The sequence below is a fragment of the Janthinobacterium agaricidamnosum genome, assembly GCF_003667705.1.
Classification (GTDB): domain Bacteria; phylum Pseudomonadota; class Gammaproteobacteria; order Burkholderiales; family Burkholderiaceae_D; genus Janthinobacterium.
The window spans coordinates 3,588,407-3,611,212 of record NZ_CP033019.1; the positions used below are offsets into that span (position 1 = coordinate 3,588,407).

The following is a 22,806-nucleotide window of genomic DNA, read 5'->3' on the forward strand; positions in this document are numbered from 1 at the left end:
TATGAAGTAAAAAGTAAAAGGCCGCCATCACGGCGGCCCCGGGTCAAGCGTCAGCCGCTTACAGCGCGCTGTCCTGGATGCTCAAGGTGGTCGCTTCATGCTGCGCATCGGCGCCCTTGTAGCGCAGGACGTCAAAGGCGCAGGTGACGATTTTGTTTTTCTCGCCGTCGTCGATCTTGGCCGACGTGATCTTGATGCGGCCCATGGCCAATGCCAGCACGTCGGCGGTTGGCGCCGTGCCCGACGCCATGGCGTAGGCCAGCGGGATTTCCGTCTCGGACTTGAAGTAGTCGAGATAGGTGGCGTCCTGCAGCAGCACCGTGAACTGGCCCGAGCCCATGACCTTGCCGCGCGAGGCGGCCGTGGCGTACTTCGAGCCGATCACCGGGTCGACCTTGACCTGGCCGTCGAGCGAGACGGACATGCCGGTGCAGATCTGCGACGGGATGCCGTTCACGGACAGCATCGCCGTGGCGCCCGAGAACTTGCCGGTGCCCGGCGCGGCCAGCGGCGTGGGGAAGTACGGCACGGCCGTGGTCGGGCCTTCCGCCTTGCCCATCAGGGTGAAGTCCAGGCTGGTGATGCCGTTCGGCTGCACGGCGATATCCATCTTGCTGACCAGCTGGTCGACGAAGCTGCGGTGTACGCCGATCTTCGGGTCCTGCACTTCGGCCGTGAACCAGTCGGTGGTGTGGCCGCTCAAGGGGGTGAAGCTGCGCTTGCCCACCGCCGCCACGCCGACCGAGTCGCCGGCCGCCTTGACGATCATGGCCGAACCGTCCATGAACTGGCCATTCAGGTTGGTCGCCGTCACCGACGTGACGAAGAAATTCTTCGCGTTGTTGGCGGCGGCCGGCGCCGTCATGCCGGTGATGCGCACCACGCTGCCGGCGCGGAAACCTTCCGCCAGCCAGGAACCGGCGCTGCGCGTCAGGCCGGAGGCGGCAGCGGCGATAGTGGTTTGCGCGGCAGCGACGCCGCCGGCCGTGAAGTCGCGGCGCAGCAGCGCTGCCATCAGCGGTGCGTAGGTGCCGCACGCCGCTTCGGCCTTGATGGCGCCCGTGGTGCGGAAATTGCCCAGGCGGGTATCGCCCTGCTGCTGGCTGGCGTCGATTTCGGCGCTCGCATATTTGTCCGCTTCCGTGTCGAAGGTGGCCGTGACGCGGGGATAAATCTGGCCGCCGCCGGCGGCGGCCTTGCTGCCTTCGGCACTTTGTTTGCTGATAACGATCAAGCTGTCGATGCCGTTTGCTGTCGATGCCATAAGTAATACCTTTCGTGGGATGAAAAAAAAGACCACAGCTGTGGTCTTGAGGGGGGAACTGCCAAGTATCGGGAAAATAAAAAGCCCGCACGCGGTGAGGCGGCGGGCTGGCGTCCGGATGGCATGGGGCCATGCCGGATGGATGTTGGGCGAAGGGGCCATGAAGGCCGTTCGCTGCGCTGATTTCCCCTATCGGTGTCGCGCCAGAGGCGCGTCTATTACGAGTGGAGAAGCATGTGGTCCTGCGGTGTTGCCGGTGTTTCTGTTGCTGCGTGATCGAGACTCTATTGTAGGGGCGTTTTTTTCAGCGCCAGGCATATTGCAAAAAAACTTTTCAGTGCCCCAGGCGGCGCATGGCGCGGGCGCCGTGCGACTGGAAGATGCCTTCCAGCTCGCTGACCATGTCCTTGATGCGTTCGAGCTCGAAACCGCCGGAGCAGCTGATGGCCGCTTCGCCGGCGCCGTGGCACGCCTTGCAGACGACCGGCGCGCCGGCCTGCATGGCGGCGACGACGCCCGTGCCGTGGCAAACCTTGCACTTGCTGTCGAGCCAATGCGCGAGCGACGCTTCGGCCACGCGGCGGTACAAGGTATTGGCGGCCTGCGCATCCCAGGCCGTCTGCGCCTTGACCCAGCGCCGTGCGCGGCCCTTCTGCGTCACGGCCGCCGTCCAGGCGCGCAGCAGCTGCGCCAGGTTGCCGGCATTGCCCTCGAACAGGCGGCTGACGGTGCCGTCCGCGTATTTGACGCGGCACAGCAAGGCGCCCATGTCGCCGGCCAGCGCCGCGGCCGCGATCACGTCCAGGTCGTGGTGGACGGCATCGTCGCGCAGGTTCTGCGACGACAGCGATGCGATGAATTTTTCTGCAAACCCCATGATTTTCTCCTCGTTGATTCTTGTCTTAGTTTTCCCGCGCCGGCCCGAACAGGGCCGCCACCAGCGGATCGCGGCGCGCCGCACCGCGTGGCCAGCTGGCCGTACGGCGCACCTGCGGCGGCAGTTCGGCCCAGCCGTCGACCTCGTCGTCCTGCTCGCCCAGCGCGTACAGGGCGGGCCGCTGGCGTCCCGGCTCCGTGCAATGGCGCTGCGCCAGGTGGATCTGCCCCATGCCGCACATGTGGCGCAAATAGCGGCTCATGGTGCCCGCGTCGAGTCCCAGCAAGGCGGACAACTGCGCCGCGCTGGCCTGGCCCTGCTCGCGGATGTACTGCGCGATGCGGGCGATATGCAGCTGCGACTTCTTGCTGCGTCCCTGTAACTGGCGCCCCTGCCGCGGCACCGCCCTGCTTTCAACCGACTGACTGCTGTTCAACATCTGCCTGACCTCCCGTGGTGTCGCCAACCGGCAAACGCTGTAGTGCGTTTGCGACAGGCAACGAGTGGACTTTATCAATCGCTAATGTTAAAGTCAAGCATTTGGTAATTTATCAAACGGTAAATTTCAGGTTTAATGTGGAGATGAATATGTATCAATACAGACGCGACCGCCTGCTGGCCCTGATCCGCGAGCACTACGACAACACGCGCAAGAAAATTTCCGACGTCAGCGGCTGGAGCGAGGCGCGCATCTCGCAAATCCTCTCGCCCACCTACCGCGAGGGACGCGCGTTCAGCGAAAAGATCGCGCGCAAGCTGGAAGCGGATCTGCAGCTGGACAGCATGTACTTCGACCAGGGCGCGGCGCCCGACCAGGCGGCCATGGCCGCGCGCGCGCTGGCCGGCGTGCAGCCCGTGGTCGTGGAAGATGGCGAAGATGAACGCTTCTACCCGATCCGCAAGGTGAAGCTGCGCCTGTCGGCCGGCATCACGGGCTTTGCCATCGAACCGGAAACGCACGACGGCAGCACCATCAGCGTGCCGCGCAGCTGGGTCGAGCGCAATGGCTACCACCCTGAAAAACTGGTGGCGATCAAGGTCAAGGGCGAGAGCATGGAGCCGGCCCTGTACGAGGACGATGTGGTGATCATCAATACGGCCGACAACCGGCCGGCCGACGGCATCGTGTTTGCCATCAATTACGAAGGCGAACCGGTGGTCAAGCGCATGGCGCGCGACATCGGCGAATGGTGGCTGACGTCGGACAACCCCGACCAGCGCAAATACCACCGCAAGCTGTGCCGCGGCAATGAATGCCTGATCGTCGGCAGGGTTGTGCGCAAGGAAAGCGACCGGATCTGAGAACGAAGTTTATCGATTGATAAACTTCGTTCCCATCATGGCGCTGACGCCAATGCTGCCTGGATCTGCTGCAGCGATGCCGGATCGTCCATCGACGTCAGGTCCCCCGGACTGCGTCCTTCGCAGATGGCCTGGATCGAACGGCGCAGCAGCTTGCCCGAGCGCGTCTTCGGCAGCTGCGCCACGAACAGCACGCGCGCGGGCCGCGCCACGGCGCCCAGCTGGCGGTCGACCACGGCCATCACTTCGCGTTCCAGCGCTGTTTTCGCCTCGACGCTGTCAAAACCCTGCGGGTCCTTGAGGATCACGAAGGCCATCGCCACCTGGCCTTTGAGCTTGTCTTCCACGCCCACCACCGCCACTTCCGACACGTTCGGATGGCTGGTGATGCTTTCCTCGATTTCGCGCGTGCCCAGGCGGTGGCCGGCCACGTTGATCACGTCGTCCGTGCGGCCCAGAATGAAGTAATAGCCGTCCGCGTCGCGCACGCCCCAGTCGAAGGTCGAATACACTTGACGACCGCTGAAGGTGGACCAGTAGGTGTCGACGAAACGAGAGTCGTCGCCGTAGACCGTCTGCATGCAGCCGGGCGGCAGCGGGCCTTCCAGCACCAGCACGCCCTTCTCGTTGGCGCCGCACTCCTCGCCCGTCGCCTCGTTGAGCAGCTTGACGCGGTAGCCGTACATGGCCTGGCCGGGGCTGCCCAGGCGCGTCGGCGTGTCGGCAATGCCCTTGGCCACCGAGAGGATGGGCCAGCCCGTCTCCGTCTGCCAGTAATTGTCGATGATGTCCACCTTCAGTTCGTCGGCGATCCACTGCGAGGTGGTTTCATCGAGCGGCTCGCCTGCCAGGTACAGGGCCTTCAGGGAAGACAAATCGTATTTGCGCATCAGTTCCACCGGGTGCTTGCGCAGCACGCGGATGGCCGTCGGCGCAGAGAACATGCGCGTGACCTTGTATTTTTCAACGATGCTCCACCAGATGCCCGCATCGGGACAGATGGGCAAGCCCTCGTACAGGATGGTGGCCATGCCGGCGATCAGCGGGCCGTAGACGATGTAGGAGTGTCCCACTACCCAGCCGATATCCGAGGTGGCAAAGAAGGTTTCGCCGGGCTTGCCGCAGAAGTTGTACTGCATCGACGACGCCAGCGCCACCGCATAGCCGCCCACGTCGCGCTGCACGCCCTTCGGTTTGCCCGTCGTGCCCGAGGTATACAGCACGTACGACGGCTCGTTCGATTCGAGCCAGGCGACTGGCACCTGCGCGTCCAGGTGCCGTTCGCGCAGGGCCGCGTAATCGACGTCGCGGCCAGGCGTCCGTTCCATCGGCACCAGATGGCGGTCGACCAGCAGCACATGCTGCGGCTTGTGCGCGGCGATGCGGATGGCTTCGTCGAGCAGCGGCTTGTAGGCAATCGCCTTGCCATTGCGCGAACCGGCATCGGCGGAAAACACCAATTTTGGCTGCGCATCGTCGATGCGGCTGGCCAGGCTGTTGGCGGCAAAGCCGCCGAACACCACGGAATGCACGGCGCCGATGCGCGCGCACGCGAGCATGGCAAACGCCGCCTCGGCGATCATCGGCATGTAGATCAACACGCGGTCGCCCTTGACCACGCCCAGCGACTGCAATATGGCGGCGCAGCGCTCCACTTCGCGCTGCAGCTCGCGAAAGCTGTAGCTGCGCTCCGTGTTCGTTTCGGTGGAAATGGCGATCAGCGCGGCGGCATCGCCCTGGCGGTCCACCCAGCGGTCGACGGCGTTGTGGCACAAATTCGTGGTGCCGCCGACGAACCATTTGGCGAACGGCGGGCGGGAATAATCGAGGATCTGCGAAAACGGGGTGTTCCAGTCGATCTTTTCCGCTTCCTCGCGCCAGAAAACGTCAGGCGTGTCGATCGAGCGTTGATAAAATGCTGCGAAATTCATGTCTCCTCCGGTATGCGTGCAATCTGTGTTTTTTTGTTCGTGCATGTTCTGCTTATCTGTTCATCTGCTTCCTCCAGTGTGGCCATGCTGTGTGGCGAGCAGCTGCCTTGAAAACAATGCCGGCTGCGCCGCCGCGCAACTGTTGCGTTCCTGCGCGATCCGCGCGCGGTTTTGCTCGAGGCTGGCGTCATCGAGCGGCATGCCAAACTGCCCATCGCCAGGCGCAACATCCTGCGGCGACATCACGCGCTGCAATACGATATCGCCCAGCGCCTTCTTGAAATGTCCGGCCTCCCAGTACCAGCGCGTGGCAGTGCCGCGCTCATTGGCGGCGGGTATCGGCTCGCAGTTGTATGCGCCATAGCCGCTGAAATCCGTGAGGGAAATATGCGCATCCGGGTAGCGCGCCTTGACCGCGCCAATTTCCCGCACCAGCTGTGCTTTCCATACTTCGAACAGGGGCCACAGCCCGGCAGCCTCGAACATGGCCAGCATTTGCGCGTGATACGGATAGATCACCAGCTTGATATCGGCCTCGGTGGCCGCCATCGCCAGCAAAAAGGTGCGCAGCAATCGAAAGTCTTCGGTGGCAAGGCTCCGCGTCGATTTGCGGCGCAAGCTGGCGGCGCTTTCCTGCGCCCGCTGCGTGAACATCTTGTGGTAGCCATCCCGGCGCGCATGGGCGCCGTACTCCAGCAAGGGATTGAAGCCATCGGCCGACAAGGTGGCCGCCTCATCGTCGTGCTGAATGCGCAGCGTGTGCACGGCATCCTTGACGGAGGCCAGCGAAAAGAGCGCATCGAAGCGCCAGAACGCGCGGCCATGCGCCGGCGCGGCGGCCGCTGACGCAGCACGTGCGGACGGTGCGACGGCGGGATTGAGAAAATCGATGAATTCCATGCCCACGATGACCGTGCGTGGCCGGACGCCGGCCTGGCGCAGTTGCGCAAACTGGCTGGCGGATGTCGCCAGGCCCGTGCCCGGAATCGCCAGATTGTAGCCGGCGCCCAGCGCCGACAAGGCGCTGGCGCGCGGATCGAAGCCGATCTCCGCGCGCGAATTGCCGAGGATGATGAAGCGCGGCTGCCTGCGCAGCGCATGTTCCTGCTTGATCTGGTTCTGGTAGCGGCTCAGGCCCGGCTTGACGGCATTGAAATTATCGCGCCGGACGACGCCATACAGGCCATAAGGGTCGACAACGAAAACGAAGGCGCCCGCCAGCACGGCGCCCCCCGCCAGCACCAGCGCCAGTACGGCCAGATAGGATTTGAAAGGGGATGCCGTCATGATGCGCCCTTTCTAGAATTGAAAATACAGGAATTCAGCGGGCCGGTTCAGGGCCAGCATGCTCGCCAGCGCGAGCACGGCGATGGCGGTCGCCCACGCAGGCGAGGCGCGCCAGGTGAGCCAGGCGCGCAGGTGTCGCCCACCGGCAGGAAAATCCAGCGCCGGATCAAAGTGGCGCATGATCTGCTGCGTATTCGGCATGGAAAAAGTAATCAGCGCTGCCACCGCTATCCACGTCCAGCTTTCAATGAACACCGTGCCGCCGCCCAGGTAATAGCCCATGCCCATGGCGGCCAGCACAGGCTGAAGCGGCAGCAAATGGGGCGCCAGCGCATCGGGCAAATCCAGGCCAAAGCCGCCCGCCATGCCTTGGATGATTGTCAGGGCGGTTGCCATGTCGGGTGCGCGAAAGAAGACCCAGGCGACGCAGACGGCAATGAAAGTAAGGGCCGTCGCCAGGATGTTGCCAACGCGCGTACCGGACGGCAGGTGCAGCTTGCGCGTCACCGTGCTCCAGGCCTTGTGGATCGCCAGGTAAGCGCCATGCAGCGCGCCCCAGACGATGAAATTCCAGCCGGCGCCATGCCACAGGCCGCCCAGCACCATGGTGATCATCAGGTTCAGGTAGCGCCGCACGGGCCCGCAGCGGTTGCCGCCCAGCGGGATATACAGGTAGTCGCGCAGGAAGCGCGACAGGGTCATGTGCCAGCGGCGCCAGAATTGCGCGACATTGCGCGCTTTATAGGGCGAAGCAAAATTCAGCGGCAGCCGCACGCCAAATAGTCTCGACAAGCCGATGGCCATGTCGGAATAGCCGGAGAAATCGAAGTACAGCTGGAAGGCATACGCGAGCACGCCAGCCCAGGCGATCAGCAAGGATGGCGCGGCGGGATCACTGAACAAGGGCGCCGAATAGGCGCCGATATTGTCGGCAATCAGCACCTTCTTGGCCAGGCCGATGAAAAAAATCGTGCTGCCGATGGCGATATTGCTGGCCGACAGGCGGAAGGTACGCCGGTCGGCGAATTGCGGCATCATTTCCTTGTGATGCAAGACAGGACCGGCAATCAGATGCGGGAAATACGTGACGAACAGCAGATAGTGGACGAAGCGGCTTTCCTGCGCCTTGCCCTTGCAGGTGTCGACCAGGAAGGCGATCTGCGTAAACGTGAAAAACGAGATGCCAATCGGCAGAATCACGTGCAAAGCGGGAATTGGCTGCGCCAGCAATTGCGCCAGGCTGGCAACGAAAAATCCCGCGTATTTATAGTAGGCAAGCAAGCCGAGGTTGGCGGCAATGGCGGCAGCCAGTATCCATTTCTTGCGCGGCCGGGGGCTGGTCGCCAGCCAGGCCGCGCAGCCATAGTTAAAGACGACGGAGCCCAGCAACAGCGGCAGGTAGCGGTAATCCCAGTACGCGTAGAAGAACAGCGACGACGACGCCAGCCAGGCGGCAGCCCATAATTCGCTGCGCCGTCCCAGGATGAAAAAACCGGCCACCGTGATGGGCAGATACGCGAACAGGAAGACGTAAGAGTTAAATAACATCAGTTCACCCGTCGGGAAGTGTGGGAGGTCGCCAGCGTCTGCGCTGCACGCATCGCGGCTGACGCTCCCCCATTTTCCTTGTCGCTCCGTTTCTTTGCTAGCAGAAATATCAACTGATCTGCCTGCGCATCGGCCTACCTGGCCTTAAAACGCGTCGCCGGGAATGCGCACGCTGCCTTCCATCAGCACGCGCGCGCTGCGGCTCATGATGGCCTTGGTGACGCGCCATTGGCTATCGACCTGCTGCGCTTGCGCGCCCACCGTCAGGGTGCCGGACGGGTGGCCGAAGCGCACCGAGTTGCGGGCTCCGCCGCCGGCCGCCAGGTTGACCAGGGTGCCGGGAATAGCCGCCGCCGTGCCGATGGCAACTGCCGCCGTGCCCATCATGGCGTGGTGCAGCTTGCCCATGGACAGAGCGCGCACGAGCAGGTCGATGTCACCCGCCTCCACCTTTTTCCCGCTCGACGACACATAGCCGGCCGGTTTGGCGACAAAGGCCACCTTCGGCGTGTGCTGGCGCTTCGCCGCTTCATCGAGATGGGAAATCAAACCCATGCGCAGCGCGCCATGCGCGCGGATGGTCTCGAAGCGGGCCAGCGCGGCCGGATCGCCATTGACGGCGTCCTGCAGTTCCGTGCCCGTGTAGCCGATGGCGTGCGCATCGACGAAAATCGTCGGGATGCCGGCGTTGATCATCGTGACTTTCAACACGCCGATGCCGGGCACGTCGAGGTCATCGACGAGGTTGCCAGTAGGAAACATGGCTGAGCTGCCACCATCGCCGCCCTCCTCGTCCGCGGCCGGATCGAGAAATTCCAGCTTCACTTCGGCGGCCGGGAAGGTCACGCCATCGAGCTCGAAGTCGCCCGTTTCCTGCACTTCGCCCTGCGTCATGGGCACGTGGGCGATGATGGTCTTGCCGATATTGGCTTGCCAGATGCGCACCGTGGCGATGCCGTCGGCAGGCACGCGGGCCGCGTCCACCAGGCCGCTGGCAATGGCGAACGAGCCGACGGCGGCCGACAGGTTGCCGCAGTTGCCGCTCCAGTCGACAAAAGGCTTGTCGATCGAGACCTGGCCGAACAGGTAGTCGACGTCGTGCTCCGGCATCGTGCTTTTCGCCAGGATCACCGTCTTGCTGGTGCTCGACGTGGCGCCGCCCATGCCGTCGATCTGCTTGCCGTAAGGGTCGGGACTGCCGATCACGCGCAGCAGCAAGGCGTCGCGCGCCGCGCCCGGCACTTGCGCGCTGGCGGGCAAATCCTGCAGACGGAAGAACACGCCCTTGCTGGTGCCGCCGCGCATGTAGGTGGCGGGGATCTTGATTTGGGGTACGTGGATCATGAATTTTCCTGGAAGAGGTAGGTCGGATCAGCGGGGCATCGCCGCGCGTCATCCGACACATTGTTGGCGCGTTTTGGCAGACAGCGTCGGATTACGCGCAAGCGCTAATCCGACCTGCCGTTACGCGGCTTTCGAAGATTCGAGGAAATCCTGGGCAAATCGCTGCAGCACGCCGCCCGCCTCGTAGATCGACACCTCTTCCGCCGTATCGAGGCGGCAGGTGACGGGCACTTCGACCTTGTCGCCGTTCTTGCGGTGGATGACGAGGGTCAAGGTGGAGCGCGGCGTGCGCTCGCCCACGACGTCGTAGGTTTCGCTGCCGTCCAGGCCCAGGGTCTTGCGGTTCACGCCCGGCAAAAACTCCAGCGGCAAGACGCCCATGCCCACCAGGTTGGTGCGGTGGATGCGTTCAAAACCTTCGGCCACGATGGCTTCCACGCCGGCCAGGCGCACGCCCTTGGCGGCCCAGTCGCGCGAGGAACCCTGGCCATAGTCGGCGCCGGCGATGATGATCAATGGCTGCTTGCGCTCCATGTACACCTCGATGGCTTCCCACATGCGCGAGATTTTGCCTTCCGGCTCGATGCGCGTGAGCGAACCGGCCTTCACTTTGCCGTCCTCGATGACCATCTCGTTCTTCAAGGTCGGATTGGCGAACGTGGCGCGCTGCGCCGTCAAATGGTCGCCCCGGTGCGTGGCGTAGGAATTGAAGTCTTCCTCGGGCAAACCCATCTTCGCCAGGTATTCGCCGGCCGCGCTGTCGAGCATGATGGCGTTCGATGGCGACAGGTGGTCGGTGGTGATGTTGTCGCCCAGGACGGCCAGCGGACGCATGCCTTTCAAGGGGCGCGCGCCGGCCAGCGCGCCTTCCCAGTATGGCGGCCGGCGGATGTACGTCGTCTGCGGGCGCCAGTCGTACAGCGGGCTGACCTTGATGCCGTCATCCGCCTGCGCGGCGAACATGGGGATATACACCTTGCGGAACTGCTCCGGCTTGACGCTGGACGCGACGATGGCGTCGATTTCCTCGTCGGACGGCCAGATATCTTTCAACAGAATCGGTTTGCCGTCCGCGTCATGGCCCAGCACATCCTTTTCGATGTCGAAGCGGATGGTGCCGGCAATCGCGTAGGCCACCACCAGCGGCGGCGAGGCGAGGAAAGCCTGTTTCGCGTACGGGTGGATGCGGCCGTCGAAGTTGCGGTTGCCCGACAGGACGGCCGTGGCGTACAGGTCGCGCGACACCACTTCGTCCTGGATGACGGGGTCGAGCGCGCCCGACATGCCGTTGCACGAGGTGCAGGCGAAAGCCACCACGCCAAAGCCCAATGCTTCGAGTTCCGGCATCAGGCCCGCTTCCTGCAGGTACAGCTCCACGGTTTTCGAGCCGGGCGCCAGCGACGATTTGACCCACGGCTTGCGCGTCAGGCCCAGGCGGTTCGCATTGCGCGCGATCAGGCCGGCCGCGATCATGTTGCGCGGGTTGTTCGTATTGGTGCAGCTGGTGATGGCGGCGATGATGACGGCGCCGTCCGGCATCTTGCCCGGTTCGTTTTCCACCACGCCGGAAATCCCGCGCGCGGCCAGTTCCGACGTCGGCACGCGGTTGTGCGGATTCGACGGCCCGGCGATATTGCGCACGACGGACGACAGGTCGAAGCTCAAGACGCGCTCGTACTGGGCGTCCACCAGGCTGTCGGCCCACAGGCCCGTTTCCTTGGCGTACAGCTCCACCAGTTTGACCAGTTCGTCGTCGCGGCCCGTCAGTTTCAGATACTTGATGGTTTGCGCATCGATGTAGAACATGGCGGCCGTGGCGCCGAATTCCGGCGCCATATTCGAGATCGTGGCGCGGTCGCCCAGGGTCAGGTGCGATGCGCCTTCGCCAAAGAATTCCAGGTAGGAGGAGACGACCTTCTGCTTGCGCAGGAACTCCGTCAGCGCCAGCACCGTGTCCGTGGCCGTGATGCCCGGCTGCGGTTTACCCGTCAGCTTGACGCCGATGATGTCGGGCAGGCGCATCCACGAAGCGCGGCCCAGCATCACGCTTTCGGCCTCCAGGCCGCCCACGCCGATGGCGATCACGCCCAGCGCGTCGACCATGGGCGTATGCGAATCCGTGCCGACCAGGGTGTCGGGATAGGCCACGCCGTCCTGCACCTGGATCACGGGCGACATGCGCTCGAGGTTAATCTGGTGCAGGATGCCGTTCCCCGGCGGGATCACGTCGACGTTTTTAAACGCTTTCTTGGTCCAGTCGATGAAATCGAAACGGTCTTCGTTGCGGCGGTCTTCGATGGCGCGGTTCTTGGCGAAGGCGTCGGGGTCGAAACCGCCGCATTCGACGGCCAGCGAGTGGTCGACCACCAGCTGCGTGGGCACCACCGGGTTGACGAGCGCCGGGTCGCCGCCCTGGGCAGCGATGGCGTCGCGCAAGCCGGCCAGGTCGACCAGGGCCGTCTGGCCCAGGATGTCATGGCAGACGACGCGGGCGGGGAACCAGGGAAAATCGAGGTCGCGGCGGCGTTCGATGAACTGGCTCAGCGAAGCGTCCAGGGTGGCCGGGTCGCAGCGGCGCACGAGGTTTTCCGCCAGTACGCGCGAGGTGTAGGGCAAAGTGGCGTAGGCGCCTGGCTGGATCGCATCGACGGCGGCGCGCGTGTCGAAATAGTCTAGCTGGGTGCCCGGCAAGGACTTGCGGTACAGGGTATTCATGGGGGTGCTCATTATTTGCGGTCCTTGATTGGCACGAATTCCAGGTCTTCCGGGCCCACGTAATTGGCACTCGGGCGGATGATCTTGTTGTCGATGCGCTGTTCGATGATGTGGGCAGCCCAGCCCGAGGTGCGCGAGATGACGAACAGCGGCGTGAACATCGCCGTCGGCACGCCCATCATGTGGTACGACACGGCCGAGAACCAGTCCAGGTTCGGGAACATGTTCTTGATTTCCCACATGACCGATTCCAGGCGCTCGGCGATGTCGAACATTTTGGTCGATCCCGCTTCCTGCGACAGCGAACGGGCCACTTCCTTGATGACTTTATTGCGCGGGTCCGAAATTGTGTAGACGGGGTGGCCGAAGCCGATCACCACTTCCTTGTTGGCGACGCGTTCGCGGATGTCCGCTTCCGCTTCGTCGGCATTGTCGTAGCGCTTCTGGATGTCCAGCGCCACTTCGTTGGCGCCGCCGTGTTTCGGGCCGCGCAGCGCGCCGATGGCGCCCGTGATGGCCGAATGGATGTCCGAACCCGTGCCGGCGATCACGCGGCTGGTGAAGGTCGACGCGTTGAATTCGTGTTCCGCATACAGGATCAGCGACGTGTGCATGGCTTTTTCCCACGACGCCGAGGGTTTTTCGCCGTGCAGCAGGTGCAGGAAGTGGCCGCCGATCGAGTCGTCGTCCGTTTCCACTTCGATGCGCTTGCCGTTATGGCTGTAGTGGTACCAGTACAGCAGCATGGAGCCGAACGACGCCATCAGGCGGTCGGCGATGTCGCGCGCGCCCGGCGCGTTATGGTCATCCTTTTCCGGCAAGGCGCAGCCGAGCACGGACACGCCCGTGCGCATCACGTCCATCGGGTGGGCGGCGGCCGGCAGCGCTTCCAGCGCCGCTTTCACTGCAGACGGCAAGCCGCGCAAGGACTTCAGCTTGGCCTTGTAGCCTTTCAGTTCCGCCAAGGTTGGCAGCTTGCCGTGCACCAGCAAATAAGCGATTTCCTCGAATTCGCAGCTGTCGGCCACGTCCAGGATGTCGTAGCCGCGGTAATGCAAATCGTTGCCGGTCTTGCCGACCGAGCACAGCGCCGTGTTGCCGGCGGTGACGCCGGACAGGGCGACGGATTTTTTAGGCTTGAAAGTGGCGGCTTGCGGTGCGGTCATTGTGTTCTCCAAATTGAATAGTCTCGGGTGCGTCACTGCGGGACCGGCATGCGGTCCCTGTTTCTTTACTTATTTCTTTTGCGCGGCGAACAGCGCGTCGAGTTTTTGCTCGAAATCATGATAGTTGATCGATTCATACAGCTCCATGCGCGTCTGCATGGTGTCGACGACATTCTTTTGCGTACCGTCGCGGCGCAGCGCCTGGTAGACGTTTTCCGCCGCCTTGTTCATGGCGCGGAAGGCCGACAACGGGTACAGGGCCAGGCCCACGTGGGCGCTGCGCAGCTCGTCCAGCGTGAACAGCGGCGTGGAACCGAATTCCGTGATGTTGGCCAGGATCGGCACGTTGACGGCCTTGGCGAACGTGGCGTACATGTCCAGGTCCGTGATGGCTTCCGGGAAGATCATGTCGGCGCCCGCTTCGACGCAGGCGACGGCGCGCTCCAGTGCCGCTTCCAGGCCATCGACGGCCAGCGCATCGGTACGCGCCATGATGACGAAATTCGGGTCCGTGCGCGCATCGACGGCCGCTTTGATGCGGTCGACCATCTCTTCCTTGCTGACGATTTCCTTGCCCGGACGGTGACCGCAGCGCTTGGCGCCCACCTGGTCTTCGATGTGCAGGCCGGCCGCGCCGAACTTGATCATCGATTTCACCGTGCGCGCCACGTTGAAGGCTGAGGCGCCGAAGCCCGTGTCGGCGTCGACCAGCAGCGGCAGATCGCACACGTCGGTGATGCGGCGGATGTCGGTCAGCACGTCGTCCAGGCTGGAAATGCCCAGATCGGGCAAGCCCAGCGAGCCGGCCGCGACGCCGCCGCCGGACAGGTAGATGGCCTTATAGCCGGCGCGCTTGGCCAGCAAGGCGTGGTTGGCGTTGATGGCGCCGACGACTTGCAACGGGGATTCTTCCTGGACGGCCTTGCGGAATGCGGCACCTGCGGAGTATTGAGTCATGTGTTCACCTTATGGGTTTCGGACGGTCCCGAATGTTTCACGGAGTGGCTATGAACATTGATATTGCAAATGCCGTGCCAGCACCATGCGCTCGCGCGGAAAATGCACCACGGCACAGTGAAAACCAGGGAAATGGCCACGCATCGGCGCTGCACGCGTTGTCACGCCAGGGAACAGCGATGTCACGATTCAGGCCAATGATGTTTCAAATATGTTTCAACCATTCCATTTGAAACATTGAAACATGAAACATATGAGACTGCCACCGGCGACGCGCATAAAAAAACAGCCGGCGGGTGCCGGCTGCAGGTTTGCTGGAAATGCAGGGTCTACGCCAGCCGCACCAGCGGATTGGCGATGATGTTGTCGATCTGGCGCACGGCTTCTTCGCAGGCGGCGGCAATGGCGCCCTCCTCGTCGTCGCGCACGAATTGCATGGTCGAGCCTTCGAACACCTCCAGGCCTTCCGCCGTGGCGCGTTCAATGTCGCAGCTGGCCGACCATTTGCCATCGGTGGTGGGCACGGCCAGGGGAACGATTTCCCAGCCTTTATAGTGAATTTTAGAACTGCTATTCATGGGGTGCCTCCTTTGACTGACTCAATACTGGAAATCGTAGCATGAAGCGTGACCGCTAGCGACGTGTTTCACGCGCCGGCGCGCGGTCAGGCCGACTTTCAGGCTAAACGATTTACGCTGGCTCAAGGACGCAGCAGATTATCCACTTCCGTCCTGGCCACTTCCAGGCCCGCCGTGCAGGCGGTCTCGGGCGCCGCGTAGCCGCCCAGGGTGCGGCTGCGCGTGATCGCCTGCGCTTCCGGCTCACCGTCGCGCTGCAGGCGGTAGGTAAAATCCCATAAATCGTCGTTGTCCTTTTGCGGGGTCACGGAAATCGTAAAACCGCGGTACTGTTCGCTGCTTGCAGTGATATCGTTCATGAATTCCTCCTTGGAAGAATGAGGTTACCATGCTGCAAGCGCGAGCGTGCGCACGACTGCGACGGAGGCATGCATGCCCGCTTATCTGTTTTTCGCATGTCAAATGTCAATTTGCAGCATTTTTTTAGCGAACTCTGGCGATATAATGCCATTCCCTTGCCCGTCCCTTGCCGCCGCGATGACTCCACAAATCCAAGCTTTCTTCGACCCGACCACCGCCACCGTCACCTACGTTGTCTACGAAGCGGATGGCCGGGACTGCGCCATCATCGATTCCGTGCTCGATTACGACCCGAAGGCGGGCCGCACTTCAACCGCCTCGGCCGACAAGGTGATCGCCTTCGTGCGCGAACACGGCTTGCAGTGCCGTTGGCTGCTGGAAACCCATGCGCACGCCGATCATCTTTCCGCCGCGCCCTACCTGCAACAGCAGCTGGGCGGCGACGTGGCCATCGGCGCCGCCATCCAGACGGTGCAGCAGGCCTTCGCCGCCGTCTACCACCAGGACGGCGCCAGGGCCGACGGCTCGCAGTTCGACCAGCTGTTCGCGCCAGACCAGGTGTTTCATATCGGCAAACTGGAAGTACGCGCGCTGCACGTGCCCGGCCACACGCCGGCCGACCTGGCGTACCAGATCGGCGACGCCGTTTTCGTGGGCGACACCCTGTTCATGCCGGACGTAGGCTCGGCCCGCTGCGACTTCCCCGGCGGTTCCGCGACCCTGCTGTACCGCTCCGTGCAGCGCTTGCTGGCACTGCCGCCGCAGACGCGGCTGTTCATGTGCCACGACTACCCGCCCAACGGCCGCGCGCCGCGCTGGGAAGTGACGGTGGCCGAACAGCGCGCCAGCAATATCCACTTGCGCGACGGCATCACGGAAGAACAATTCGTGGCCATGCGCACGGGCCGCGACGCCACCCTGGACATGCCGACCCTGATCCTGCCTGCCATCCAGGTCAACATCAACGCGGGCAAGCTGCCCGAGCCGGAAGACAATGGCGTGCGCTATCTCAAGATACCGCTGAACGCGATCTGATCCCTGCGGGCACTGCCCGCCCGCCTCCCCTCCTTTCTTGACACCACGCAAGTTCCACCTCAGGCAATCCGCATACAGTGCAGATTGCCTGAGTTCACTTTGGCGCCGCTTTTTCCTGCTTAACGCTGACGGAGCGCCCGCATGTCGCCCGACCCTACGCTCGATACGAATTGCCTGCTGCTGGCCGAAGCCGAAGGCACGACATTGTTCAGCCACGCGTTGCTCGCGGCCGTCACGCGCCTGCCCCGTCCCGGCATCGTCATCTTTGTGCACGGCGTCAATTCCGACGGTGAATGGTATGAGCAGGCCGAGCAAGGCCTGTGCGCCGGGCTGAATGCCCGTCTGAAGCGCCGCGACGAAGACCTGGAGATCCCGGGCCCGGCCGCCGGAAAGATGCAGGCCGCCACTTACGCACGCGAACTGACGGATGACGGCTTCCTCAATCCCAAGCGCAATGCCACCACCTTCCTGCAGGCGGACGACGCCAATTCGCCCGTGATCCGCTTTCGCTGGGGCTACAAGGCCAACGGCGAGGAATTGCAGGCATTCGGCGACGGCATCTATCTCAACGAAAAGAATTACTGGGGCGGCGGGCCGTTCGCCAACGGCTGCAGCGCCCTGCCTGAGCTGTGGGGCCAGGGCTTGTCCGAGGAACTGTTCCTGTGGATGCATATCCAGCACATGAACCCGACGAATGACCGGCAAGTGTATGCCTGTCCGCCGCGCCCGTATTTCGTGTTCGCCGCGTGGCGCCTGGCGCGTCTCGTACAATCGATCAGGGCATGCCAGCACGATGCGCCCGTCACCATCGTCTGCCATAGCCAGGGCAATATGGTGGCCATAGCGGCCGCCTTTCTCGGCGAAACGCTGGGCGCTTCTGCCGTGGCCGACTCCTATGTGCTATGCAACCCGCCCTACAGTCTGCTCGACAGCAATTTCACGGAAAACTGGGTCAGCGGCCATCTGAAGGATGAGCATGGCAATACGGGCCGGCAAAAGTACGCGGCGCGCACGCAAACCTTGAAAGCGTTTTTCAACATCCTGCGCACCCGCACGGCAATGCAGCAGGATGCCGCCTTTGTCGACGAGTGCAGCGCGAATCGCAAGCCTGCACGCAAGGACAGCTATACGGCCGCGTTCGACCACGCAGACTACGGCTTGCATGGCTCCACCTATGGCCGGGTTACCTTGTATTTTAATCCGCACGACCAGGTGATTTCCGCCACGCCCGTGCAGGGCATAGGCTGGCGCGGCATGTCGGCACAGGAAATTGCCGATACGGGCGGCGAAGGGATCTTCACCCAGCGCGTGTTTGCGCAAAATCACCTTGTCGGCCAGGAAGATGAGAAGGACTACGATATCTGGCAGCGCAATGGCCAGCCCTTGACGCCGGACAGCCTCGATTTCTGGCACCCGCGCTCGCTGGTCGCCGAGTACTCGATCGAAAAGGGCATGCGGGCCAGCAAAGGCATCGGCCGCAAGATACTGACCTTTCTGTTTGCGCCCATCGTCATCATTCTCGCCAAGACTGCCGGCACGCGCATCAACGCCCTGCCGCCCAAGACCTGGCGGCTGCCGATGAAGGCGCCCAGGCTGCCCGAGCCCTTCCTGCCGCATTCGAAACGCTTTGCCGATACGAGCGAACAATTTGACGAAGACTGCGATGCCCCCGCCGACTCCCTGCACAAGGAACGCGCCGCCGACGCCGATGACGCGTTTGCGCCCTACCGTTCCCAGGGCAAGGGCGATGCGCAGACCGAGGCGGCGCTGCGCTACGAACAGGATGGCATGCTGCGCATGCAGGCCAGGCGCGACGGCTGGGTCGAAAAAGGCAAGACTGTGACGGCGGTGGACGAGCCGGAGGAGGCTAGCAAGGAATTCAATGCCTGGCGCAAGAACGAAATCCAGAGCTACCTGGCCGCCAATATCGACACCCACGCCACCGATCACTCGACCATCATGACCAATCCCGAGCATGCGGAAAAGGCGCTGGCGTATGACGTGGCGGTGGGGGTGTGCACGATCAGGCGGGAGGAACTGCAGGAATTAAGGGTTGCGGCGGATTGGAGCCTGTTGAAAGGCGCATCTTTCGAGTCTGGAGAGTTCTTTGAATACTACGACAATGGCACATTTAAAAATGTATCTTTATTTACATGGGCAAATGACAAAGACAGCCCTGCCAGAAAACCAAAAAACATCGTTGACGAGCGCCAGAATGCCAGGCCTGCCGACCCTTCCACCAACTTTGCACTGAGGACTGACGGTGCGTAAGTTCATTGCCACGCCGCGCCAGCGACTGGTCTGGGCGCTCACCACATTTCTCTTCGTCATTTTCCTGGCACTTTGGTCCATCTGGCCGGAATATGCCGGTCACCAGTACGCCCATTCACCTGGAGACCTCATGAAACAGTTCCTCGCGCTGCCCATGCTCGCCGCTTTCTCCATGTTTGCGCTATTGACGGCCTGCGCCGTGAAACCTGCACAGAAAGAAGACGATCTCCCACCAATCACGGCCCACGTTCCTTTCCGGGCACAAGTGGTGGGACTGCAGTGGCTCAATCCGCTGCAGCGGCTCGACTATCCGACCGAGTGGCAGTTGCTCTGGACGCTCGGCCTGGCCAAACCCAACAAGAATGACGATATGGTCAGGACGGATCCCAGGGGTTTCAGCACCCTGCAGGCCGTCGCCCCCATTGCCCACGATATCAATGGCAGGGAAACGTTCAAGGGCTATCACCATAAGTATCTGCGCGAGCTGATGACCAATTTTCACGACATTTACTATTCCAGCCCCACCTACTTCTACCACGTCTATCCCAAGGATCAAAAACAGAACTGGCGTGAACTGGCAGGCATCCGCGTGGAATATGCCCTGCCTGAAGGGAAATTCGATCTGGCAGAAGTACACCAATTCACGCAGCAAACCATCACCGACACCTTCAGCATCGGCAACACCCACTTCCCCACCCTCTGGACCCGCGCCACCCCGCCCGACGTGCGCATCACCCTGGGCGGCAACAATGCGGGCTTCGTCTCCCTGCAAGCCGCGCTGGCCTACCTGGAAGCGCATCCGCAGCAAACCGTATGGGTCATGAACTGGGACGCGCCGAGCCGGCCAAAAACCATGCAGATCAATGAAAACCTCGTGCTGCTGGTGCTGGCCGGCCCTGATTACAAAACGGAGCGGGCGGCGCTGGCGTGGATAGGCTATCCGGCCGCGCGCAAGGTGGCCGATTTTGAAACGGGCAAGGACAAGCCTCCACGCGCCGTGCAGGCGTGGCAGGCCGTGTTTGCCGAAGCGGCGCGCCAGGGCGGCAAGACGGAAGAAGAGATCGGCTACGTCATCCACGACGCCAACAAGACCTTGCCCACCTCCTCCGACCGGCTGCGCCAGCTTGCGCATGCCTTGAGCCTGGAAGTGCAGGGCTTCGACTTCCTGCCGCAGACTTTCAATACCCCGGCCCTGCTGGGCGAAATGGGCGCCGGCACGGCGCTGACCAATGTCGCTCTGGGCATCGCCCATGCCAACCACGTCGGCCAGCCCGTGCTGGTGGCGGGCACCAGCGATCCTGCCAGCGTCACTGGCGTGCTGGTGTCGCCGCCGGCCATCGTGCGCCCCATCAAGCACGACCAGCCGTGGTTCCGCGCGCGCGGCGAAAACCATGCCTACCTGCCGTGGTGGGGTATCCGCCACGACGCGGCGGACACTATGCGGGGTTATTCCGATTGAGTCCGAAGGCGACGCACATGACATGGCGTCAAACGCAACAACAAAATGCAAGTGATGCGCCTTCCGCCATACCATATCCCTCGGTACCATGTGGTGACCCTATTCGAGGATCCGCCACGCCATGCCTTCACAATCCAAAACCGCTCCATCCAACCAGCAGGCCACCGAGGCCGCTGGCGCCAAGCCGCCCGTGCGCGGCGCCCTTGCCAGCCTGTCCCTGTCGATGCTGCTGCCCGCGCTGGGCACCAGCATCGCCAACGTGGCCCTGCCCGACATGGCCAGGGCCCTGCATGCGCCGTTCCAGGACGTGCAATGGATCGTGCTGGCCTACCTGCTGGCCATCACCGCGCTGATCGTCAGCGTGGGCCGCCTCGGCGACATGATCGGCCGGCGCCGCCTGCTGCTGGCCGGCATCGCCCTGTTCGCCGCCGCCTCCATCCTGTGCGCCTTGGCGCCCACCCTGTGGCTGCTGGTCGCCGCGCGCGCCCTGCAGGGCCTGGGCGCTGCCGTCATGATGGCGCTGACCATGGCCTTTGTCGGCAGCATCGTGCCCAAGGCGCAGACGGGCAGCGCCATGGGCCTGCTCGGTACCATGTCGGCAGTCGGCACCACGCTCGGGCCCGCGCTGGGGGGCCTGCTGATCGCGCGCTTCGGCTGGCAATCCATCTTCCTCGTCAACGTGCCGCTTGCCGGCGTGGCGCTGCTGATGGTCTGGCGCTTCCTGCCGGCCGACCAGCACGGCGCGCACGCCAAGCGGCCCGTCTTCGACCACCGCGGCACCTTGCTGCTGGCGCTGACCCTGGCCGCGTACGCGCTGGCCATGACCCTGGGGCACGGCCATTTCGGCATGCGCAACGTGGCGCTGCTGCTGGCCGCCTGCGTGGGCGGCGCCCTGTTCGTGTATGTGGAACTGAAGGCGCCGGCGCCGCTGATCCGCCTGGCCATGCTGCGCGCGCCCGTGCTCAGCGCGGGCCTGGCGACCAGCATGCTGGTGTCGACGGTCATGATGTCGACCCTGGTGGTCGGTCCCTTCTACCTGGCGCACGGCCTGTGTCTGGGCACGGCCGTCACCGGCATGGTGCTGGCGGCCGGACCGCTGGTGGCGGCGTTCTGCGGCGTGCCGTCCGGCTGGCTGGTGGACCGCTACGGCGCGCAGCGCATGGGCGGCGCGGGCCTGTGCGGCGCGGCCGCCGCCTGCCTGGCGCTGTCGCTGATGCCCGCCAGCCTGGGCATCCCCGGCTACGTCGCACCGATCATGCTGCTCACGGCCAGCTACGCGCTGTTCCAGGCGGCCAACAATACGGCCGTGATGGGCGACATCGTCCCCGACCAGCGCGGCCTCATTTCCGGCATGCTCAATCTGTCGCGCAATCTGGGCCTCGTCACGGGCGCCTCCGTGATGGGCGCCGTCTTCGCCGCCGGCGCTGGCGATATCGCCGGCGCCCGGCCAGCCGCCATGATCCGTGGCATGCACGCTACCTTTGCCGTCGCCAGCGCGCTGATACTCGCCGCGCTGGCCATTTTCGCGCTCGGCCGCGTCCTGGCCAAGCCCCCTACGTCTTCTGGAGACCCCGCATGATGCGCCCCCGTCCGATCCCGTCCCTGCCCTTCCCACTGCTGCTGGCCCTGGCCTGCAGCGCCACTTTATCCGGCTGCGGCCGTTCCCAGGCCGCGCCTGGCGGCCTGCCGCCCAAGCCCACCGTGTCCGTGGCCCTGCCCGAATCGTCGATGGTGCAGGCAAGCCTCGACTACACGGGCCGCATCGAACCATCGCAGCGCGTGGAAGTACGCTCGCGCGTATCGGGCTACTTGCAGCAAATCGCGTTTCGCGATGGCCAGCAGGTCAAGGCCGGCGATGCGCTGTTCGTCATCGACCCGCGCCCCTTCGCGGCGGCGCGCGACCGCGCCCGAGCCAGCCTGGCCCAGGCCCATGCGCGCAGCAAGCTGGCCACGGCCCAGTTCGAACGCAGCAGCCGGCTGCAGCAGACGGGCGCGGCCAGCACCGAGGAGCTGGAACGGGCGCGCGGCGAGCTGGAAGGCGCGCAGGCGGCCGTCATGCTGAGCCAGGCGGAATTGCGCAGCGCCGAACTGGAACTGTCCTTCACCACCATGCGCGCGCCCATCGCCGGCACGGTGTCGGACCGCCGCGTCGACGTCGGCAACTACGTGGCCGGCGGCGCCGCGCAAAGTGGCGTGCTGACCACCATCGTCGCGCACAGCCCCGTGCGCGCCACGGTCGACCTGTCGGAAGCGGATTTCCAGCGCCTGCGCCAGCACAGCAGGCTGCCGTCCAAGGTGCAGCTGGCGCTCGACGGCGGCGGCCCCGCCCAGGAAGCCAGCGTCGATTTTGTCGACAACGAGATCAGCGTCCGCTCGGGCACGGTGCGCCTGCGCGCCAGCCTGGCCAACGCCGACCACGCCGTCATGCCGGGCAGCTTTGCGCGCGTGCGCATTCCTGTCGGCGCGGCGCAAGAGCGCCTGCTGGTGCCCGACGCCGCCATCCTCAGCGACCAGAACAAAAAGATGGTGTTCATCGTGGACGCGGCGGGCAAGGTGGCGCCGCGCAAGCTGGAACTGGGCGGCCTGCAGGGCGACAAGCAGATCGTGCTGTCCGGCCTCGGACCGCAGGAGCGGGTCATCGTCTCCGGCGCGGCCAAGGTGCGCCCAGGCGACCAGGTGCTCGTGGCCGCTCCCCGCGCCAGCGGCGCATAA

General features: G+C 63.9%; 18 protein-coding genes. 6 read left to right on the plus strand and 12 right to left on the minus strand.

All coding sequences use genetic code 11. The features are described from left to right. Positions 1–58 precede the first annotated feature (58 nt). From D9M09_RS16175 to D9M09_RS16185, 3 genes are all read right to left on the minus strand, one after another. On the minus strand, positions 59–1,264 hold the full coding sequence (locus D9M09_RS16175; RefSeq protein WP_070220940.1) for a phage tail tube protein: 1,206 nt from the start codon (positions 1,262–1,264) through the stop codon (positions 59–61). Between the two features lie 334 nt (positions 1,265–1,598). Further along, entirely contained in the window at positions 1,599–2,141 is a 543-nt protein-coding gene (locus tag D9M09_RS16180; protein ID WP_034783962.1) for a zinc finger-like domain-containing protein, read from the minus strand. Positions 2,142–2,166: 25 nt separating this feature from the next. Beyond that, entirely contained in the window at positions 2,167–2,580 is a 414-nt protein-coding gene (locus D9M09_RS16185; RefSeq protein WP_086142938.1) for a FeoC-like transcriptional regulator, read from the minus strand. A 149-nt stretch (positions 2,581–2,729) separates the two neighbouring features. Between D9M09_RS16185 and D9M09_RS16190 the strand changes: the two genes are divergently transcribed. After that, positions 2,730–3,443, plus strand: coding sequence for a S24 family peptidase (locus D9M09_RS16190; protein WP_070220944.1), 714 nt, complete (start codon positions 2,730–2,732; stop codon positions 3,441–3,443). A 35-nt stretch (positions 3,444–3,478) separates the two neighbouring features. Here the strand turns inward: D9M09_RS16190 and D9M09_RS16195 are convergent, their stop codons facing one another. From D9M09_RS16195 to D9M09_RS16235, 9 genes are all read right to left on the minus strand, one after another. Then, positions 3,479–5,419: a propionate--CoA ligase gene (locus D9M09_RS16195; RefSeq protein ID WP_343216231.1), complete on the minus strand. Its 1,941-nt coding sequence runs from the start codon at positions 5,417–5,419 to the stop codon at positions 3,479–3,481. A gap of 15 nt (positions 5,420–5,434) precedes the next feature. Beyond that, positions 5,435–6,661, minus strand: coding sequence for a hypothetical protein (locus D9M09_RS16200; RefSeq protein WP_070220946.1), 1,227 nt, complete (start codon positions 6,659–6,661; stop codon positions 5,435–5,437). Positions 6,662–6,673: 12 nt separating this feature from the next. Beyond that, positions 6,674–8,209 carry an MBOAT family O-acyltransferase gene (locus D9M09_RS16205; RefSeq protein WP_121669877.1) on the minus strand — a complete coding sequence of 512 codons (1,536 nt, stop codon included), beginning with the start codon at positions 8,207–8,209 and terminating at the stop codon, positions 6,674–6,676. A 144-nt stretch (positions 8,210–8,353) separates the two neighbouring features. After that, entirely contained in the window at positions 8,354–9,553 is a 1,200-nt protein-coding gene (gene prpF, locus D9M09_RS16210) for a 2-methylaconitate cis-trans isomerase PrpF (RefSeq protein ID WP_121669878.1), read from the minus strand. 120 nt (positions 9,554–9,673) lie between these two features. After that, positions 9,674–12,268, minus strand: a complete 2,595-nt coding sequence (acnD, locus tag D9M09_RS16215) for a Fe/S-dependent 2-methylisocitrate dehydratase AcnD (protein ID WP_070313534.1) — start codon at positions 12,266–12,268, stop codon at positions 9,674–9,676. An 11-nt stretch (positions 12,269–12,279) separates the two neighbouring features. Further along, positions 12,280–13,434: a bifunctional 2-methylcitrate synthase/citrate synthase gene (gene prpC / locus D9M09_RS16220; protein ID WP_121669879.1), complete on the minus strand. Its 1,155-nt coding sequence runs from the start codon at positions 13,432–13,434 to the stop codon at positions 12,280–12,282. 69 nt (positions 13,435–13,503) lie between these two features. Then, positions 13,504–14,391 carry a methylisocitrate lyase gene (gene prpB / locus D9M09_RS16225; RefSeq protein ID WP_070220951.1) on the minus strand — a complete coding sequence of 296 codons (888 nt, stop codon included), beginning with the start codon at positions 14,389–14,391 and terminating at the stop codon, positions 13,504–13,506. A gap of 329 nt (positions 14,392–14,720) precedes the next feature. Further along, entirely contained in the window at positions 14,721–14,969 is a 249-nt protein-coding gene (locus D9M09_RS16230; protein WP_034751890.1) for a hypothetical protein, read from the minus strand. 122 nt (positions 14,970–15,091) lie between these two features. Continuing rightward, positions 15,092–15,328, minus strand: coding sequence for a hypothetical protein (locus tag D9M09_RS16235; protein WP_070313486.1), 237 nt, complete (start codon positions 15,326–15,328; stop codon positions 15,092–15,094). Between the two features lie 178 nt (positions 15,329–15,506). Between D9M09_RS16235 and D9M09_RS16240 the strand changes: the two genes are divergently transcribed. The 5 genes from D9M09_RS16240 (at position 15,507) to D9M09_RS16260 (ending at position 22,806) form a co-directional block, all read left to right on the plus strand. Further along, positions 15,507–16,364 (plus strand): MBL fold metallo-hydrolase, encoded by an 858-nt coding sequence (locus D9M09_RS16240; protein ID WP_070313485.1) that lies wholly within the window; start codon positions 15,507–15,509, stop codon positions 16,362–16,364. A 141-nt stretch (positions 16,365–16,505) separates the two neighbouring features. Next, positions 16,506–18,635, plus strand: coding sequence for a T6SS effector phospholipase Tle3 domain-containing protein (locus D9M09_RS16245; protein ID WP_121669880.1), 2,130 nt, complete (start codon positions 16,506–16,508; stop codon positions 18,633–18,635). Between the two features lie 130 nt (positions 18,636–18,765). Beyond that, the gene (locus D9M09_RS16250) at positions 18,766–20,094 is read left to right on the plus strand and encodes a hypothetical protein (protein ID WP_121669881.1); all 1,329 of its coding nucleotides are present in this window, start codon (positions 18,766–18,768) and stop codon (positions 20,092–20,094) included. 121 nt (positions 20,095–20,215) lie between these two features. Beyond that, on the plus strand, positions 20,216–21,673 hold the full coding sequence (locus D9M09_RS16255; protein WP_121669882.1) for an MFS transporter: 1,458 nt from the start codon (positions 20,216–20,218) through the stop codon (positions 21,671–21,673). Continuing rightward, positions 21,670–22,806, plus strand: coding sequence for an efflux RND transporter periplasmic adaptor subunit (locus D9M09_RS16260; RefSeq protein ID WP_121669883.1), 1,137 nt, complete (start codon positions 21,670–21,672; stop codon positions 22,804–22,806). The genes D9M09_RS16255 and D9M09_RS16260 overlap by 4 nt, the downstream gene beginning before the upstream one ends.

Bases quoted from the DNA above. Each gene is read 5' to 3' on its own strand.
- D9M09_RS16255 (WP_121669882.1), top strand. From the start codon at position 20,216: ATGCCTTCACAATCCAAAACCGCTCCATCCAACCAGCAGGCCACCGAG.
- prpB (WP_070220951.1), bottom strand. From the start codon at position 14,391: ATGACTCAATACTCCGCAGGTGCCGCATTCCGCAAGGCCGTCCAGGAA.
- prpF (WP_121669878.1), bottom strand. From the start codon at position 9,553: ATGATCCACGTACCCCAAATCAAGATCCCCGCCACCTACATGCGCGGC.
- D9M09_RS16180 (WP_034783962.1), bottom strand. From the start codon at position 2,141: ATGGGGTTTGCAGAAAAATTCATCGCATCGCTGTCGTCGCAGAACCTG.
- D9M09_RS16240 (WP_070313485.1), top strand. From the start codon at position 15,507: ATGACTCCACAAATCCAAGCTTTCTTCGACCCGACCACCGCCACCGTC.
- D9M09_RS16195 (WP_343216231.1), bottom strand. From the start codon at position 5,419: ATGCACGAACAAAAAAACACAGATTGCACGCATACCGGAGGAGACATG.
- D9M09_RS16230 (WP_034751890.1), bottom strand. From the start codon at position 14,969: ATGAATAGCAGTTCTAAAATTCACTATAAAGGCTGGGAAATCGTTCCC.
- D9M09_RS16185 (WP_086142938.1), bottom strand. From the start codon at position 2,580: ATGTTGAACAGCAGTCAGTCGGTTGAAAGCAGGGCGGTGCCGCGGCAG.
- D9M09_RS16200 (WP_070220946.1), bottom strand. From the start codon at position 6,661: ATGACGGCATCCCCTTTCAAATCCTATCTGGCCGTACTGGCGCTGGTG.
- D9M09_RS16205 (WP_121669877.1), bottom strand. From the start codon at position 8,209: ATGTTATTTAACTCTTACGTCTTCCTGTTCGCGTATCTGCCCATCACG.
- D9M09_RS16190 (WP_070220944.1), top strand. From the start codon at position 2,730: ATGTATCAATACAGACGCGACCGCCTGCTGGCCCTGATCCGCGAGCAC.
- acnD (WP_070313534.1), bottom strand. From the start codon at position 12,268: ATGAATACCCTGTACCGCAAGTCCTTGCCGGGCACCCAGCTAGACTAT.
- D9M09_RS16260 (WP_121669883.1), top strand. From the start codon at position 21,670: ATGATGCGCCCCCGTCCGATCCCGTCCCTGCCCTTCCCACTGCTGCTG.
- D9M09_RS16175 (WP_070220940.1), bottom strand. From the start codon at position 1,264: ATGGCATCGACAGCAAACGGCATCGACAGCTTGATCGTTATCAGCAAA.
- D9M09_RS16235 (WP_070313486.1), bottom strand. From the start codon at position 15,328: ATGAACGATATCACTGCAAGCAGCGAACAGTACCGCGGTTTTACGATT.
- D9M09_RS16250 (WP_121669881.1), top strand. From the start codon at position 18,766: ATGAAACAGTTCCTCGCGCTGCCCATGCTCGCCGCTTTCTCCATGTTT.
- D9M09_RS16245 (WP_121669880.1), top strand. From the start codon at position 16,506: ATGTCGCCCGACCCTACGCTCGATACGAATTGCCTGCTGCTGGCCGAA.
- prpC (WP_121669879.1), bottom strand. From the start codon at position 13,434: ATGACCGCACCGCAAGCCGCCACTTTCAAGCCTAAAAAATCCGTCGCC.